Here is a 15,941-nt window from a genome sequence, read left to right on the forward strand (position 1 = left end):
GGCAAGAATAACTAATTCGCTGCACTGGATATTAGATACTTCTATATCTATCAGATTTACAAATATAAATCTCCAGCAATTAAGGATTAAAAACGCTGATTTTTTCTTCTTTGCTTTAAGCGTTTGGGCTTTCTAAAATACTGAAAAAAGCGATTAATAAAGCGAGAGGATGGTTTTTTATTAGTCGATGCTTGTTCTCTTGGAGCCTTGCCATTATAGTTTGTATTATCAGATATATGTACGGCATTTTTAGTTGGAACTATACCGCTTCCATGCCTTCGGGAATAAACTTGAGTAAATTCTGCACCGAAGAAAAGAATCTGTGCGGCATAGTTAACCCAAGCTAAAATTACCACCAGTGAACCAGCAGCACCATAAGTCGAGCCAAAACTGCCATTACCTAAATATTGTCCTAATAAAAATCTCCCAATAGAGAATAAAACTGAGGTGAGAGAAGCTCCAACTAAAACATCACTCCATGCAATTTTGACATCTGGTAGAACTTTAAAAATTAGTCCGAACAGTACTGTCGTTATTGCAAAAGATATGATTAAATTCGCAATCTGCCAGATGAAATCGAAACCTGGCAACAAGTTACTAAAGTACGTTACTAATGTTGCTAATATCGTACTAATTACTAGAGAAACTAAAAGTAAAAAGCCAATTCCGATCACCATTGCAAAGGACAAAACGCGGAGGCGAATCATATTATTTATGCCACGTCCAGGTTTGGGTTTCACTTCCCAAATCGTGTTCATGGCATCTTGCAACTCAGTAAATAAGCCTGTAGCACCCACTAGTAGAACTAGGACACTAATAATCGAAGCGATCGCTCCTGTCTTTGGTTGGTTAGCATTTTTGATGGCTGTTTCGAGAAACTTTGCGCCATCTACCCCGACTAAACCTTGAATTTGCCCGACAATTTGACCCCTTGCCGCTTCCTCTCCAAATACTGCACCTGCGATCGCAATTACAATAATTAGCAATGGTGCAATAGAAAAAATCGTGTAATAAGCTAACGCCGCCGCTAATCGTGAGGCTTTATCGTCACTCCATTCTTTGAATGTCTCTTGTAATAACTTCCAAATTTCTTGCAAATTCATCCAATCAGTCTCCTTGTAAGGGATGTTGCTTAGTCCCTGATATATTGGATACTGATTTACTGAGTTGTGACATCCTCCCAAGGGTGTTTGTGAAGCGTTCTTGGGGAGGAATTTAGAATTTTATAGTCACATGACAATGCGATGTCTACGGCGGGCGTAGCTGCGATGCCAATTGGCGATAATGATGTTTTAGTGTTACAAGATCGGTTGTGGGTGATGGTGTTGGAGTCGAAAAAAACCACACTCTCAGTTTGGTCGGCTGTACCGCAAGCTCTAGCTTATATGATGGCTAACCCCAATCCCAGTAAACCTGTGTTTGGGATGGTGACGAATGGAGACGATATTTTATTTGTCAAAGTGACGCAAACAAATACACCACAGTACGATTTGTCAAGGTTTTTGCTCCGTTTGTATCCGCGAGAGAACTGTACGCCGTTTTGCAAATTCTTAAGCGTATTGGTGAGTTAATTTCTTTTACGTCTGTTCTCTTTTCGCTTTTATTGCATTCTATCTATCGTGCGATACTGAATTGCTTCCGCTACATGATTGGTTTTTAGCTCATCTTCTCCTGCTAAATCTGCAATCGTCCGTGCTACTTTGAGAATGCGATCGCTTGCTCTTGCTGATAAACCTAATTTTCTAATTGCTGCTTCTAATAAATTGCGGCTAGCATCATCTAATTTGCACCATTTTTGGAGATGACGACTTTGCAAATGGGCATTGCAACGCAGATTTACTTCTCCTTGGAAACGGGTAATTGCGCGATCGCTTGCTTGTTGCACTCGTTCGCGTACCGATATTGATGTTTCTCCCGTCGGTTGTTGGGTAATTTCTTCTGGTTTCAAACGATTCACCGCAACTTGTAAATCAATTCGATCCATCAACGGGCCAGAAAGTTTTGCCCAATATTGCTCGCGTTGGCGGGGAGAACAAGTACATTGTTGGATAGTATCGCCATAGTAGCCGCAAGGACAGGGATTGGTACTTGCAACTAAAGTAAACTGCGCGGGAAACATTACCGATAGTTTGGTACGGGAAATTGTCACATAGCCATCTTCTAAAGGTTGACGTAAAAATTCTAAAACATCTCGTTTAAATTCCGTGAGTTCATCAAGGAACAGTACACCTCTGTGAGATAATGATATTTCTCCAGGACGAGGGAAGCTACCACCGCCAACCAAAGAAGGCCCGGATGCTGAGTGGTGGGGACTGCGAAAAGGGCGATCGCGTACCAATGAACCACGATTTTTCAATAAACCAGCTACCGAATGAATGCGAGTCACTTCCAAAGATTCGGCAAAGCTCAACGGTGGTAAAATTCCTGGTAAGCGCCTTGCTAGCATAGTCTTCCCACTACCAGGCGGCCCGACAAAAATGAGATTATGCCCACCAGCCGCAGCAATTTCTAAAGCACGACGCCCATGAGCTTGTCCTTTCACATCATGCAAATCTGCGCCAGGGTAGGATACTGTTGTTGTCTGTGTTGTACTATCTATCTGCACAGGTTTGTAACGCCCCGGATTATTTAAAAAATCCACCACCTCAGACAAATGCTTGCAGCCGTAAACAGCCAAATCTTCAACCACTGCCGCTTCTTGGGCATTATCAGCAGGGAGAACTAAACCTGCAATTCCCATCTTTTGGGCTGCTGCTGCGATCGGTAATACACCAGCCACCGGACGTAAACTGCCATCCAAAGAGACTTCACCCAAAAATAGATAATCCCCCAACAAATCAGCACTAACTTGCTCAGAAGCCGCCAAAATTCCCACACTAATAGGCAAATCAAAACAGGGGCCTTCTTTGCGTAAATCTGCCGGAGTTAAATTAATGACTATCTTTCGCATGGGAAAGGCAAAGCCAGTATTTTTCAAAGTTGCTTTGACTCTTTCTCTGGATTCTTGAATCGCTGAATCTGGCAATCCCAAGACAACTATTCCCGGTAATCCCCCTGACACATCGACTTCCACGCCTACTTTGACGGCATCGATGCCCACAATTGATGCACTCCAGACTCTAGCAAGCATTGCTTATATAACAGTAAACCAATAGACATCTCTAGCAGATGAGTTGGGAGATTGGCATGAGTGAAACTACATAGACGATTTTTCTCAATTACAGCAATTTTCAGGTATTTAGACCACGCAGTAGGGGCAATTCATGAATTGCAACTATGACAAATGTGGTTCAAATACATGAAAACTGTTGTAAGTTGCACATCGCGTTACCGCCAATGTTGGGGTATTTTCAGATTTTCCGGTAGGATTGTTGTGCGATCGCCAATTGCTTGTTCAATCTGCTGTGGTTCTACGTTTTCCGAACCACTCAAGTTTGCTCCACAGAGATTAGCTTCTTGGAGATTAGCTTCTTGGAGGTTAGCTGTACTCAGTAATACACTTTCTAGGTTAGCTCCAGCAAGTTTTGCCTTTTGCAAGTTACTACCAATCAGGTTTGCATCTTGGAGATTGCTACCCTCTAAGTTGACTTCTTCCAAGTTGGCATCACAAAGGATTGCTCCTTCTAAGTTGGCATCACAAAGGATTGCCCCTGCCAAGTTGGCATCACAAAGGATTGCCCCTTCCAAGTTGGCATCATAAAGAATTGCCTGAGAGAGGTTCGCTTTTCTGAGGACTACGCCTTGGAGATTGGCTTCTGGGAGGATTGCTTTAGAGAGGTTGGCTTCATAGAGGATTGACCCACAAAGATAGGTTACTGATAAGTCTGCCTCCGAGAGGTTTGCTCGGGTAAAATTGACCCATTGCAAGTTAGCTCCTACAAGGATTGCTCTAGAAAGGTTAGCTTCCGTTAAGTCTGCATTACTGAGGTCTGTGTTGCGTAAATCGAGTTTCTGATTGACTGGATCTTTATATGAATCGCGTCGTCCAATGACAGTTAAAGCTGTTTGAATATCTGTAGGAAGTTTCGATGATTCCCGTAACTCGTTCTCATATTCCTGATTCACCGGAGCATTTTCGCGGATAAAAGCAGCGAGGATTTCCATGATTGTCCAATGGTCTTTTGGAGAATCCTTAGCAATTCTTTCTAAAGCATAAATTGCAGCAAATCGCGTTTCAATCTTTTCATTTCCCAGTTGCTCAATTGCTTTAGAAAAGCGTTCGGGAACAATTTCTTGTCGATTTGGTTGTGTGTAATTGATACCAGTTCTGATATTGTTATCCCAAACTAGTGTCCCTGCGAGGAGTTGTGTTAACAAACTCTGATTCTCATCCAGAGAGAGTCTGGAAGTATAGTAAGCATTAATAATTAATGCCAATCCCCCAATAATTATGGCAAGAATTGTTAATATCTGAGTGATGTATTCGATTTTTTCTTGAGTTGAAAATCCTTGAATATATTCAAAGAATGAAAAAATTAAAGTTAATAATAAAATAAATATAACTGAGATAAAAGCCAACAAAGTCGTGAGTCCATTTGTCTTTATGAAAGACATGTCATAAGTCTTCATATCTGACTCCTTACGGAAATAAATTTAGGTTGATTTTAAGAGTATCTGTAAAGTTATGATAGAGTACAAACACGGATATGCTTGACTGATTATTAAATGTACTGCATAACAATCATCTATGAAATGCTTGCCGAACAATGCTCCAATCCTCAATTCTGAATTGAGAATTGAGAATGCAATCAGGTGGGAATTTATGATGACTTCCGATGACTTGCGATCGCAGTAAGGGACTTCCAACAAATAAATTACCTAATATTGTGGGGTGGGCATCTTGCCATTAGTGTCAACTTAAGGTTAAAACCCATTTGTCAACGATAGGTTTTGTTAGGAACGAAGTATAAAGGTGAACTTTTTTCTGACTTTTATACGCAAGCTGGGAGTGATGCTAATAAACAAAGCATTAATAGTCCCTGAAAAAGTTCGTTTTTTGTCCCTTTCAAACCAAATTGTTAAGCATAAATACTTATTGACATAGGAAGTTTGAGCTTAACTTGACACTAATGGCGAGACGCCCACCCCACAATAAGTAGTTGAGTATTTTTTTATTTGTCAGTCCCTAAAATTACACTGCCAAAAATAACGTAATCCGCTTGGTGTTAACGATCGCTTGACTTTTAAGACAGTCGCTACAGATGTTATAAGTATTTAACCAAACCTGATATTATTTCTTGGAGTTCCCTAAAGACTTATCATTAAGATTGCAAGGGGGCAGGGGGAGAAAGTGTTTTCAGATTTTTGCATAGATGCAGGAATCATAGCTAATCAGCCGGACATGATATAAAACCCAACAAACCACCAAAGTGTATTGAACTATAACGAACAAAAAAGTTGCAAATTATTCAATCCACTTTTCTAAGCGCATCTGACTAAATTGGAAATCGCTATGAGCAATTCCTCTGGTGCTACAGGTTTAACAATGTGCTGTTGAAACCCTGCTCTTATTGCTTGCTGCTGATTGATTTCGCCTGCATAAGCAGTCAGAGCGATCGCAGGCATCTTTTTTGCCCCGACTTTTGCTTCTTGAGTCCGCACCTGTTGCATCAGCATATAGCCGTTCATCTCTGGCATCCCAATATCGCTGAGTAAGATATCTGGCTTTGACTGGGTTAGCGCAAGTAAAGCTTCATCGCCTGATGCTACTGCGGTGACGATCGCACCAAACTGTTCTAGGACAAAGCTGAAAAAGTCGCGGGTATCAGCATTGTCATCTACAACCAGCACTTGTAAACCTATGAGGGGAGAAGAGGCAAAAACGGCTGTTGAGGAATCAGTATTTGTGTCATCTCTGATTGTTGCACTGTCCTTGATTAGCGGCAACCTAACTGTGAAGATCGCTCCCTGCTCCTCGCCAGGACTTTCCGCCCAAACTGTTCCTCCGTGCATCTCAATCAAGTGACGAGCGATCGCTAAACCTAACCCTAATCCACCAAACCTTCTAGTTGTTGTACTATCACCCTGACGGAAATAGTCAAACATATAAGGTAGAAAATCAGGGTGAATGCCCTTACCTGTATCGCTGACGGTAATCTGCGCTTGAGCGTCGATGCACTCCAATCGCACATTTACTTTTCCCTCAGTCTCAGTAAACTTGACGGCATTCGATAACAGGTTCCAGAAAACTTGCTGTAAGCGAGCTGAATCACCCAGAACTTTCCCCACACTGGGATCGAGCATCGTCTCAATGGCAATGGTTTTAGCCTCTGCTGCCAAATGTACTGTTTCCATTGCGCCTTCAATGGTAGATACCAGATCGACTGGGATCATGTTGAGCCTGAGTTTGCCTTGGAGGATGCGAGAAACATCTAGTAAGTCTTCAATGAGTTGAGCTTGTAATTTGGCATTGCGCTCAATAGTTTTCAGGGCTTTCTGGAGCGATGGCTCATCAAATTTCCGGCTCTGCAACAGTTTTGCCCAACCAAGAATCGGATTCAGCGGCGATCGCAATTCATGGGAAAGTACCGCCAAAAACTCATCTTTGATTCGGTTAGCAGCCTCGGCTTCCGCCCTGGCTCTTTGCTCGAGTTGCAAAAGGCGATCGCGTTCTGATTCGGTGCGTTTGCGATCGGTGATATCGGTTAGCATGGCGATCGCACCTAAGCACTCACTCTGTTCATTCAAAATTGCTGTCGCAGAAATCAGTGTCCAGATATACGACCCATCTTGGCAGCGTAATCGCCTTTCTTTAAGATCGCTCCCTTCCCCTTTGAACCACTCCAGTTTCTCTTCATCTGCTATATCATCAGCCCGATCCATAAAATCAAATATAGAACGACCGAGTATTTCTTCTGCCGGATAACCCAACATCTGAGATATCCGCTGATTTACAAACTCTGTTCGGGCTTCAGAGTCAATCATCCAGATTCCCTCATAAGAGGTATCAACAATTCGGCGATACTTGGCTTCACTCTTCTGTAAAGACTCCTCTGCTTGCTTGCGCTGACGTCGCTCCTTAGCTTCCCGCAATGCGCGTTGCACCGAAGGAACTAACCGCCCTAGTCGTTGCTTTAATACATAATCGGTTGCACCGTTCTTCAAAGCTTCGATCGCTAATTCTTCACCCAATGCAGCAGAAACAAAGATAAAAGGAACCTCTGGACAGTGATTTCGGGCAATTTCCAAAGCCGAAATTCCATCAAACGATGGCAGGGCATAATCGGCAAGAATTAAATCGAAAGTCTCTGCTTCCAGAGCCGCTACGAAGTCAGCATCAGTTTCGACTCGGATCAGTTCGCAATCAATTCCCCCTTCAGTTAGTATCGCTTGGGCTAGCTCTGCATCTAACACGCTGTCTTCTAAAAGGAGAAAACGGAGGACATTCATCAGTTCCTCTCCTTTTGTGGATGAGGTGCGGGAGGTAAAGCACCCACGGGAGGCTGATTGATCACCGCCCAAAACAGGCCAACACCCTTAATAGAATCAACAAAATCATGGTAATCTACTGGCTTCACAACATAAGCATTGACCCCTAACTCATAGCATCGAACTAAATCCGGCTCCTCGCGGGAAGAAGTCAGTACCACCACTGGAATCACTCGCATTACTGGGTCAGATTTAAGTTGTGCCAACACTTCTAGCCCATCGACTTTAGGCAGTTTCAAATCGAGCAGCACTACAACAGGATACCCTTCCATTCGCAATCGAAACAATCCCCGGCGATAAAGATAATCTAGTGCTTCTTCTCCATCACGTACCACCACTACTTCGTTGGCGAGATGGTTTTCTGACAAGGCGGCTAGGATTAACTCGGCATCGTTGGCACTGTCTTCAATTAGCAGAATTCGCTTGAGTTCTTTCATTCACTTTCCTTCTTTGACAATTTAGGCAGCGAGAAATAAAAGGTGGCGCCACTGTCAACTACAGCCTCTGCCCAAACTCGACCATTATGCCGATGAATAATGCGTTGCACGTTTGCCAATCCAACACCAGTGCCTTCAAATTTTGGGTCGCTATGCAGACGTTGAAATACTCCGAATAGCTTGTGTACATATTGCATATTAAAGCCTACGCCGTTATCTTGTACAAAAAAGACAACTTCGTTTTCATTGTCAATACTTCCAACAGTAATTTCTGCTGGGTTTTGAGTCTGGGTATATTTTACGGCATTGCCCATCAGGTTGCGAAGCACGAGCCGCAGCATGGAGGGATCGCCCTGCACTTCTGGCAGTGATTCGATGTGCCAATGGATTGTACGTCCTTGGGTTTCTGTGATCAAATCGCGTTTTACTTCTTGTACTAATTCCTCCATATTCAGGTTGATATAGCGCATTTCGGTGCGCCCCATGCGAGAAAATGTCAGCAACTCATCGATCAGTATTCCTGCCTGTTTGGCAGTTTCGGCAATTATTTTCAAATAGCGCTGACTTGTTTGATCTAAGCTTGTTGAGCTATGCCGCTTCTGAAGCAATTCGATAAATCCGGCGATGTGGCGCAGTGGTGCCCGCAAGTCGTGCGAAACTGAGTAAGAGAAGGATTCGAGTTCCTTGTTGGCGGCTTCAAGTTGGACAGTGCGCTCTTGAATCCGTTGCTCTAGCATTTCATTGAGTTGTTGCAGGGAGGCTTCGGCAACTTTGCGAGCGTGAATATCGCTGGCGATGCCCACCCACTTGATAATCTGTCCGCTTTGATCTCGAAATGGTAAACCCCGGACAATATGCCAACGATAGCTACCATCAGAAACTTGACGGAAGCGAATTTCTACTTCGTAGTCTGTAGCGTTAGCAACAGCCTGCATGGAAGTTTTAAAGACGCGATCGCGATCATCGGGGTGAATCACATAAATCCAGCCATAGCCAGCAGTCTGCTCCATTGTCAGTCCGGTGTAGTCTAACCAGTATTGATTGCAATAGGTAATACCACCATCGCGATCGCCCATCCAAATGGCCTGTGGCGAGACTTCGGTTAAAATTCGGTATCGCTCCTCGCTGTCACGTAGGGCTTCTTCTGCCAAGTTGCGATGGCGTAGTGCAGTTTGCTGTTCGCTAATGTCAGTGACTAACGCCGCATACCCTTCAACGATTCCCTGTTTATTAAACTGGGGAACATAAATGGCATTAATGTAGCGTGTACCACCATCTTTATAAGAAATTTTACTTTCAAAAGTGACCTGCTCTCCTGCTAATACTTGTTCCACATAAGGACGAAGCACTTCATAAGCGGATTCACCCAATACTTCCCAAAGATGTTTCCCATAAACTTCTGCCGCCGGATGCCCAAACCACTCTTGATAGGCTCGGTTGTTGAAGCGGTAGCGTTGTTCTGAATCTACAAAGGAAATCAGAACTGGTAGCGTATCTGTAATCAAGTGAAGTTCTGTTTCTCGTTGCCGCAGTGCTTCCTCATTGGACTCTGTTAAGCGACCAAACCGTACCTCGGTTTCGCGTAGTAACTTCAGACTTTCCTCCGCTTTCCGTTGGGCTGCGCGGCGTGATTCGTTGAGCCAGCTGATTAACCCTGCTGTCAGCATGAACACTGCCAAGGGAACTACAATATTCAAATTTGTAATGTTCTGCGGATAGAGTGGCTTAAAAAAGAAGTAATTGATTGCCAAAGTAGACAAAACGGTTGCCAGTAACCCCGGCCCTAAGCCCCCATACCAGGCACTCACCATCACCGCAGCAAAAAACAGCGCCGCAGGCGTTGGAGTGAGATATGAATTGAGCAGCAGAGTTGTCCGCAGGGCTAAGGCAACGGCTAGGAAAGCAACACCATAGTACAGCAGTTGCTCCCGGATGAATACGCCCTTGTCTCTACCGCCAGCTAAGAGGTTTTGAGGTTCAGATACTCTTGCCTTACGACTCATAACCCTACTCTGCTTCTGGAAAATACTGATTTAGCTCTTATTTATTGTCTCTTACTCAAGGAATATTTTCTCTGTTTTCGTCTCTAAGTGAACCGTTTGAGTTCAAAGGCTCGGTGATGAAGCTCAGAAGTTCGGCGATGAAGCTCTGAGGTTCGGCGATGAAGCTCTGAGGTTCGGCGATGAAGCTCAAAGGTTCGACAATGAAGCTCAAAGGTTCGGCGATGAAGTTCAAAGGCTCGGCGATGAAGCTCAAAGGTTTGGCGATGAAGTTCAAAGGCTCGGCGATGAAGCTCAGAGGTTCAAATTTCAGTATCTAAGAGGTTGTTTGAAAAGTTGTAAAGTATACTCAAAACCCCGCTTCCATTCCTCTCCCCGAAAGGTCGATAGGCTTTGAAACCCCCCTTCCCTACAAGGGAATGGGGGCTGGGGGGTTAGGTTATCGAGGCTTAGATGTTACCAAAAAATTTTTCAAACATCCTCTAAGGGTGAAACTTGAGCTTTCCAATGTTCGGGTAGTTGAAGATTTTCCGGTAGGATGGTTGTGCGATCGCCAGAAGAATGAGTTTAATTTGGTCTAGTAATTTTTAATTGCGATCGTGAATTATATCGTGGGTAGGCATTGTTCAAGATGCTAAAACTTCACTGAGGATAACAACAGGTAAACCAGGAACATTACGAAAGCCTTTATCGTTGGTAATAAATTGGTTAGAATTAACAGATAAAGCTGTTGCAGCATGAATAGCATCGGGTGTTTTGAGGTTACTTGTAGCCCGAAGATTAGCAGATTGTCGCAGTATTGATTGACTAATAGGAATTAACTGCACTTGAGATGATAATAATAGTTCTTCATAGTCTGCTACTAAAGAATTATTGCCATTACGCAATGGAACAACTAAAATCTCCATTAATATTAGTTCACTGCTAATGATTTTAATTTCTCCTGCATAAAACTTAGACCATAGTGGTTGCATAAGAGAGTAATAATCAGGGTTACCTTCAATAGTATAAATAGCCACCGAAGTATCTATATAAATAGAGCCACTTGTTGGAAGTATTAGCTGTCCCATGATAAGCGTTCTTCTTGTAGTTGTCTGTCTATATCCTCAGCAGTTCGAGAAGGATGTCTCCTACGGCTTTCTTCTATAATGTCCAGTACAGAACGATGTTTTGGTTCAGCTTTTTCTGGTAAAATCACAAATACATCAACGCTATCGCCTATTTCAGCTTCTGGAATTTCAATTTCTATTTTGTTTCCTGGTAAAACTTTGGTTGTGATACGTAAAGCTGATTGCATGGTTTTTCCCTCAACATTTATTAATACTGTAGGCAAGATTGTTCTCTTCTATATTCTCCTACAAGCCAGAGAGGGCGGCAGTAGTCTCATCTATTTCTTGTTTTTTGCTAAATGAATAAATAATCCAATAAATAAAATTAGAATTATAAACGAATTTATTGGTGTGCCTGTGTTGTTATCAGACCTCATCTCCAGAATTTTTACGGAGACTTTTGGTAAAAACTATAGCATTAAGTGAAAACGGTAGAATACGCTCAAATAACTCATGATGCTGTGATAACTTAACTAGACTGCCGTTAATGTATTGGGGCTTCGATATAATCAGGTAGGCGAATGGTGCAATCGCCTTTTGCTAATTCAATCTGCTGGCTTAAATATCTGTAAAAATTTTTTTGCTCTATTTTCTCTGGCTTATTACTATTAATCCAATAATTAGTTTTACTTACTTATGATTTAATGATATACCATATTCCATTACTATTTTGACGTAATATCCGATATCTTTGCTCAATAAATTCCAGCATTCTTGGGAATTTATCTTTGATTATAGGCTCTTGAATATAATCAATAAAGATATAAGGAGGCTTAGATATATCTAACTGTTCTATAAGTTTTGGCCATTGTTCAGGTAGAAAGTATTCAAGTGCCCAACCCCGTAGTGATGTTGCTTGGGTTCGATCGGAGAAGTAGTAAATAGATGGATCGCCTGCTACATAAATATCACCAGAGAGACTTCCTGGTTGAGAAATAAAGTCAGCCTCTGAACGAAGTGATGGATATTTTTCTCTAAAGACACTCTGATATTTCAATCGTGTATCTTCAGCTAAAGCAAAGTTATTCTGAGCCAAAATAACACTCTTTTTTGCCAAAGGGTATGAGAAAGGCAAGAAAAATAAAAAGATGAGCAAAATTGCAGTAATTGGGGAATGTAATTCTTTTAAAGGCTGCCATAAGATATCTAATCCTTTAGTTGCTAAAATACCTACAGGTACAAACAATAGTAAATAATGGTACTCCCACAATGCCCCACTTTGTAGAAAAATCACGCCAAAAGCAAAAATACACCAAACAACAAGTAGCAAAGTTAATATATTCTTAGACTTACACAATGAGACATTCACTGCAACAATAGCTACTAAAATTAAAGGGTAAAAACCATAAAAAAACCATTTAATCCCGGAGATTAAGTTACTTTTATCAAATACCAGATTAGCAACAATCCGAGGAGGAACTATAAAAAATGTCTCATACAAAATTGAGAGGCTGTTAAACCAAGCAAAGTAGCAGATAACAGCTAGAAGCGGAAATATAATTCCTATAAAAAGTGGCGGAAAAATTACAATGAGTTCTTTGGCAATACTGCGATTCTTTATTAAGACATAATATATCAATACAGTTAGCCAAAACGGAAGTAATAGAAGTAAAAAAAGTAATTTAAATATGAGGACAACTCCACCAAAAAAACCTGAAAATAAAAGTAATAAAAATCTTTTTTTACCCTCATACTTAAAAGATTGAGAAGTCATCCAAAGACAAAGGAATAGAGGAAACCCAACCAGTGCTTCCACTTGAGTAAGATCCCAAGCTCCTGAAACAATATAGTAAACACCAACCGTTAACAAAGGTACTAGACTTGCGATCACCTGATACCGAAAATAGCTTTTGAGAGTCAGCAGCAAGATTAGAGAAAAAACCTCCATGTAAATAAGTTCAAAGACATGAATGCCAATTTCATTAAAACCAAACAAAGTTCCTGCCAAAAAATAAAAGTAGAAAATCCCCGGTTGCTTCACATCCCAAAAATCACGATAGAGTACTTTTCCTTGTTGCATCTCCAAAGCACCTAGCCTAAAAAATGCTTGATCTCCATCAAATGGAAAAGGTAAATGTACAAGACCAATTATGACAATAACAATCAAAACTAGAAAGTCAATTCTATTTAATTTAGGAATACCAATCATGTGATTTTAATTTAAGCGATTGACAAAATGGCTTCCCTACTTGAGGAAAGTATCCGTCGCAAAAGAAGAAAAATAGATAATTTATGAATAAATTAGGACTATTATAGTAAGCATATAATAGGCACATTTTCAGTTACATAAAGCTTACATGAATTCTTGGTAAAAACTATATATAGTATTTTGTGAGAAGGGTAGAATGCGCCCAAAAAACTAACTGATGCTGCGGTAACTCAACTTGATTGTCGCCAATGTGTAGGTGCTTCGATATAATCGGGTAGACGAGTGGTGCGATCGCCAAGTGCCTCTCTAATCTGCTGCAACTCTAAGTTTTTCGCTCCAGTCAAAATTGTCCCTTCCAGTTTGACATCACTAAGATTAGCTTGCGAGAAGTTAGCTCCCATCAGGTTTGCCTGAGTCAGGTTAGCTTGATACAAGGTTGCCCTATATAGGTTTGCTCCGATGAGGTTAGCCTGATACAGGTCAGCTTCCGTTAAGCTAGCTTCTGAAAGGTTGGCAAAATAAACTTCTGTTTGGTGGAGTTTGGCTGCATTCAAGTTAGCCCCAGAAAGGTTAGCACCATTCAAGTTAGCCCCTGAGAGATTGGCTCCAATCAAACCCGTTGTATGCAGGTTGGCTTTCCCCAATTTTGCTCCTTGCAAGTTAGCTAAAAATAGCTTTGCTCCAGAAAGATTGGCGACTTTTAAGGTCGCTTGTTGCAAGTTAGCTTTATAAAGGTTCGCTCCCTGTAAATTAGCTGCACGCAGACTTGCTCCAGAGAGATTAGCTGAACGCAGGTTTGCTCCAGAGAGGTTGGTACGATTAAGGTTAGCCCAACAAAGGTTGGCTCCACATAAGCTAGCTTTTAGTAATTTGGTTTCATAGAGAATAGACTTAATGAGTTTAGCGCCGTTGAGGTCAGCTTCACTCAAGTCAGCCCCACGCAGGTCAGCCCCACTCAAGTCAGCCCCACGCAGGTCAGCTTGTTGTAGGTTAGCTTTTAGCAGGTCTGCTTGTCTAATGTCGGTATTACGTAAATCAAGTTTCTGATCTTTTGGGTCTTCGAGTAAATTACGCCTGCCGATAACAGTCAGGGCTGCTTGAATATCAGTGCGGATTTTTGGCAATTCTTCATGGAGATTTTGCTCCAACTGCTGTGTCGGACGCGACCCGCCTCTACGCCTACTTGAGTAAACTCCTCCTTGATATTCCGGCTTTTGTTGCTCCCCTTTTACGTGCTGGATAGGTGCATTCTCTCGGACAAAGGCAGTGAGAATTTCCATAATTGTCCAGTGTTCTTTAGGAAAATCCTGAGCAACTCTTTCTAGTGCATAAATTGCGCCTGTCCGGGTTTCAACTTTTTCATGGCCAAGCTGGGAAATTGCCCCCATAAAGCGTTCTGCAATCAATCTGTCTTGATTGAGTTTTGCATTTTGAATGCCAATTTCCACGTTTTTCTCAGCTGCGATCGCATTTTTCTGCATCGCTTGGGCACGCCTTGCTGCATAATAAGTATTAAACATTGCTGCCGATGCTAGAAAAACTATTGCAGTAGTTGTTAATGCTTGGTTTCTATACTGGATTTTTTCCTGGATTGACAATTCTTTAATACTGGACAATACGAAGAAAATTACAGTCAATGAGAAGCCAAATATAACTGTTATAGTTATCAACCAATTCAACAGAGCGTCTGTCTTTTTAGAAGACATGGTAAAGATTTTCCTTACAACCTAGAATTATTACTTAGATGTTGGGGAAAAATAGTATAGCATTTAGCAGAAAATTATAATAGGTGTCAAGATACTCATTGAAGTAGGGAATAATATCGAATACACTTATATATTACGACATAAATAAACCACCCATTCCAAATCAATGAAACGCTTGCGGTACAAGAATTACGAATGACGCTGAAAATAGGGAATGGAGAGTTAGGAGTAGGGAGTAGGTAAAAGTAATCAAGCGGGCATGATATTAGTATTTTACTCAGAGAATTTGGTTTCTCTAAGGTTTGCCCCGTCGAGTATGGCATCATTGAGAATTGCCTCATGCAAACTAGCTAGATATAAACTTGCACAATGCAGGTTAGCTTTAGTGAGGTTAGCTCTTTTTAGGTTGGCTACACTGAGGATTGCTCCTTCTAGGTTGGCTAGATATAAGTTAGCTCCTTCTAGATTAGCTGCACTAAGTATTGCCCCCGCTAAATTAGCTTCTCTGAGATTGGCCCCAGCAAGATTAGTTTGATAGAGATTTGTTTGTTCTAGGTTCGCCCCATTTAAGTTTGCTCCTCTCATGTCTGTGAAGCTTAAATCAAGTTGCTCATTTTCTGGATCTTTGTTTGCATCTCTTCTGGCGATAACAGTCAGGGCTGCTTGAATATCTACACGAACTTTTGTTGACAGGTTGCTCCTTACTTCTTCTTGAGGCATATAAGCAGCATTTTCTCGGACAAAAGTGCTAAGAATGTCTATGATTATCCAGTGGTAGTGTGGATGATTATGGGCAATCTGCTCTAAATCATTAATTATAGCTAGACTGGTTTCTATTGTATTATTTCTTAGCTGTTCACTTGCTATTTTTAAGCGTTGTTTCGGTAACTGATGCTGAGTATTTTTAACTTGTTCCTGAAAAGCGTGTATCCACAGGAATATTTTTGATAGATTGAGGTGATTTTTTGGGGAAATATTTTTCATGGTACGAAAAGCATTAATAATTACTTCAAATATCTGTCAAATACTCGCAGTATCTTTTAACAATTTATTTGCGTATGCTATTGTTTCATGCATGGTCAATATTTGAATATGTTAATGCAAAAAACAAA

General features: G+C 41.5%; 13 protein-coding genes and 1 pseudogene. 2 read left to right on the forward strand and 12 right to left on the reverse strand.

Translation table 11 applies throughout. The annotated features are described in order from the left end of the window. Positions 1–86: 86 nt before the first annotated feature. Entirely contained in the window at positions 87–1,103 is a 1,017-nt protein-coding gene (locus HWQ44_RS24240) for a YihY/virulence factor BrkB family protein (RefSeq protein WP_292724100.1), read from the reverse strand. A gap of 183 nt (positions 1,104–1,286) precedes the next feature. Here HWQ44_RS24240 and HWQ44_RS24245 point away from each other — a divergent pair. After that, positions 1,287–1,585: pseudogene (locus HWQ44_RS24245) on the forward strand (type I restriction endonuclease subunit R); the annotation flags it as partial. Positions 1,586–1,600: 15 nt separating this feature from the next. On the opposite strand, the gene HWQ44_RS24250 reads toward HWQ44_RS24245, so the two are convergent. From HWQ44_RS24250 to HWQ44_RS24275, 6 genes are all read right to left on the reverse strand, one after another. Further along, positions 1,601–3,130, reverse strand: a complete 1,530-nt coding sequence (locus HWQ44_RS24250; protein ID WP_292724103.1) for a YifB family Mg chelatase-like AAA ATPase — start codon at positions 3,128–3,130, stop codon at positions 1,601–1,603. A gap of 197 nt (positions 3,131–3,327) precedes the next feature. Beyond that, on the reverse strand, positions 3,328–4,554 hold the full coding sequence (locus HWQ44_RS24255; protein ID WP_292724105.1) for a pentapeptide repeat-containing protein: 1,227 nt from the start codon (positions 4,552–4,554) through the stop codon (positions 3,328–3,330). 867 nt (positions 4,555–5,421) lie between these two features. Further along, positions 5,422–7,389 (reverse strand): response regulator, encoded by a 1,968-nt coding sequence (locus tag HWQ44_RS24260; RefSeq protein WP_292724108.1) that lies wholly within the window; start codon positions 7,387–7,389, stop codon positions 5,422–5,424. Next, positions 7,389–7,865 carry a response regulator gene (locus tag HWQ44_RS24265; RefSeq protein WP_292724110.1) on the reverse strand — a complete coding sequence of 159 codons (477 nt, stop codon included), beginning with the start codon at positions 7,863–7,865 and terminating at the stop codon, positions 7,389–7,391. Before HWQ44_RS24265 ends, HWQ44_RS24260 begins: the two co-directional genes overlap by 1 nt. Further along, on the reverse strand, positions 7,862–9,868 hold the full coding sequence (locus HWQ44_RS24270; RefSeq protein WP_292724113.1) for a PAS domain S-box protein: 2,007 nt from the start codon (positions 9,866–9,868) through the stop codon (positions 7,862–7,864). The genes HWQ44_RS24265 and HWQ44_RS24270 overlap by 4 nt, the downstream gene beginning before the upstream one ends. A 55-nt stretch (positions 9,869–9,923) precedes the next feature. After that, on the reverse strand, positions 9,924–10,142 hold the full coding sequence (locus HWQ44_RS24275; RefSeq protein WP_292724116.1) for a hypothetical protein: 219 nt from the start codon (positions 10,140–10,142) through the stop codon (positions 9,924–9,926). A 142-nt stretch (positions 10,143–10,284) separates the two neighbouring features. Between HWQ44_RS24275 and HWQ44_RS24280 the strand changes: the two genes are divergently transcribed. Then, positions 10,285–10,446 (forward strand): hypothetical protein, encoded by a 162-nt coding sequence (locus tag HWQ44_RS24280; RefSeq protein ID WP_292724118.1) that lies wholly within the window; start codon positions 10,285–10,287, stop codon positions 10,444–10,446. Between the two features lie 45 nt (positions 10,447–10,491). Here HWQ44_RS24280 and HWQ44_RS24285 read toward each other — a convergent pair whose 3' ends face one another. The 5 genes from HWQ44_RS24285 to HWQ44_RS24305 all read right to left on the reverse strand — a co-directional run bounded on the left by HWQ44_RS24285 (position 10,492) and on the right by HWQ44_RS24305 (position 15,813). Next, positions 10,492–10,935: a PIN domain-containing protein gene (locus HWQ44_RS24285; RefSeq protein WP_292724121.1), complete on the reverse strand. Its 444-nt coding sequence runs from the start codon at positions 10,933–10,935 to the stop codon at positions 10,492–10,494. Next, complete coding sequence (locus tag HWQ44_RS24290) at positions 10,923–11,162, reverse strand: hypothetical protein (protein ID WP_100900700.1); 240 nt, start codon at positions 11,160–11,162, stop codon at positions 10,923–10,925. Before HWQ44_RS24290 ends, HWQ44_RS24285 begins: the two co-directional genes overlap by 13 nt. 446 nt (positions 11,163–11,608) lie before the next feature. After that, positions 11,609–13,123, reverse strand: coding sequence for a hypothetical protein (locus HWQ44_RS24295; protein ID WP_292724124.1), 1,515 nt, complete (start codon positions 13,121–13,123; stop codon positions 11,609–11,611). A gap of 230 nt (positions 13,124–13,353) precedes the next feature. Next, positions 13,354–14,829 (reverse strand): pentapeptide repeat-containing protein, encoded by a 1,476-nt coding sequence (locus HWQ44_RS24300; protein WP_292724127.1) that lies wholly within the window; start codon positions 14,827–14,829, stop codon positions 13,354–13,356. A 273-nt stretch (positions 14,830–15,102) separates the two neighbouring features. Further along, the gene (locus tag HWQ44_RS24305) at positions 15,103–15,813 is read right to left on the reverse strand and encodes a pentapeptide repeat-containing protein (protein ID WP_292724130.1); all 711 of its coding nucleotides are present in this window, start codon (positions 15,811–15,813) and stop codon (positions 15,103–15,105) included. Positions 15,814–15,941 lie beyond the last annotated feature (128 nt).

The organism is Nostoc sp. JL34, assembly GCF_017114945.1.
Classification (GTDB): Bacteria; Cyanobacteriota; Cyanobacteriia; order Cyanobacteriales; family Nostocaceae; genus Nostoc.

What these genes read in the sequence shown, in the direction of transcription:
- HWQ44_RS24240 (WP_292724100.1), bottom strand. Translation starts at nt 1,103, where the DNA reads ATGAATTTGCAAGAAATTTGGAAGTTATTACAAGAGACATTCAAAGAA.
- HWQ44_RS24300 (WP_292724127.1), bottom strand. Translation starts at nt 14,829, where the DNA reads ATGTCTTCTAAAAAGACAGACGCTCTGTTGAATTGGTTGATAACTATA.
- HWQ44_RS24255 (WP_292724105.1), bottom strand. Translation starts at nt 4,554, where the DNA reads ATGTCTTTCATAAAGACAAATGGACTCACGACTTTGTTGGCTTTTATC.
- HWQ44_RS24270 (WP_292724113.1), bottom strand. Translation starts at nt 9,868, where the DNA reads ATGAGTCGTAAGGCAAGAGTATCTGAACCTCAAAACCTCTTAGCTGGC.
- HWQ44_RS24295 (WP_292724124.1), bottom strand. Translation starts at nt 13,123, where the DNA reads ATGATTGGTATTCCTAAATTAAATAGAATTGACTTTCTAGTTTTGATT.
- HWQ44_RS24285 (WP_292724121.1), bottom strand. Translation starts at nt 10,935, where the DNA reads ATGGGACAGCTAATACTTCCAACAAGTGGCTCTATTTATATAGATACT.
- HWQ44_RS24260 (WP_292724108.1), bottom strand. Translation starts at nt 7,389, where the DNA reads ATGAATGTCCTCCGTTTTCTCCTTTTAGAAGACAGCGTGTTAGATGCA.
- HWQ44_RS24305 (WP_292724130.1), bottom strand. Translation starts at nt 15,813, where the DNA reads ATGAAAAATATTTCCCCAAAAAATCACCTCAATCTATCAAAAATATTC.
- HWQ44_RS24250 (WP_292724103.1), bottom strand. Translation starts at nt 3,130, where the DNA reads ATGCTTGCTAGAGTCTGGAGTGCATCAATTGTGGGCATCGATGCCGTC.
- HWQ44_RS24265 (WP_292724110.1), bottom strand. Translation starts at nt 7,865, where the DNA reads ATGAAAGAACTCAAGCGAATTCTGCTAATTGAAGACAGTGCCAACGAT.
- HWQ44_RS24290 (WP_100900700.1), bottom strand. Translation starts at nt 11,162, where the DNA reads ATGCAATCAGCTTTACGTATCACAACCAAAGTTTTACCAGGAAACAAA.
- HWQ44_RS24280 (WP_292724118.1), top strand. Translation starts at nt 10,285, where the DNA reads ATGGGGGCTGGGGGGTTAGGTTATCGAGGCTTAGATGTTACCAAAAAA.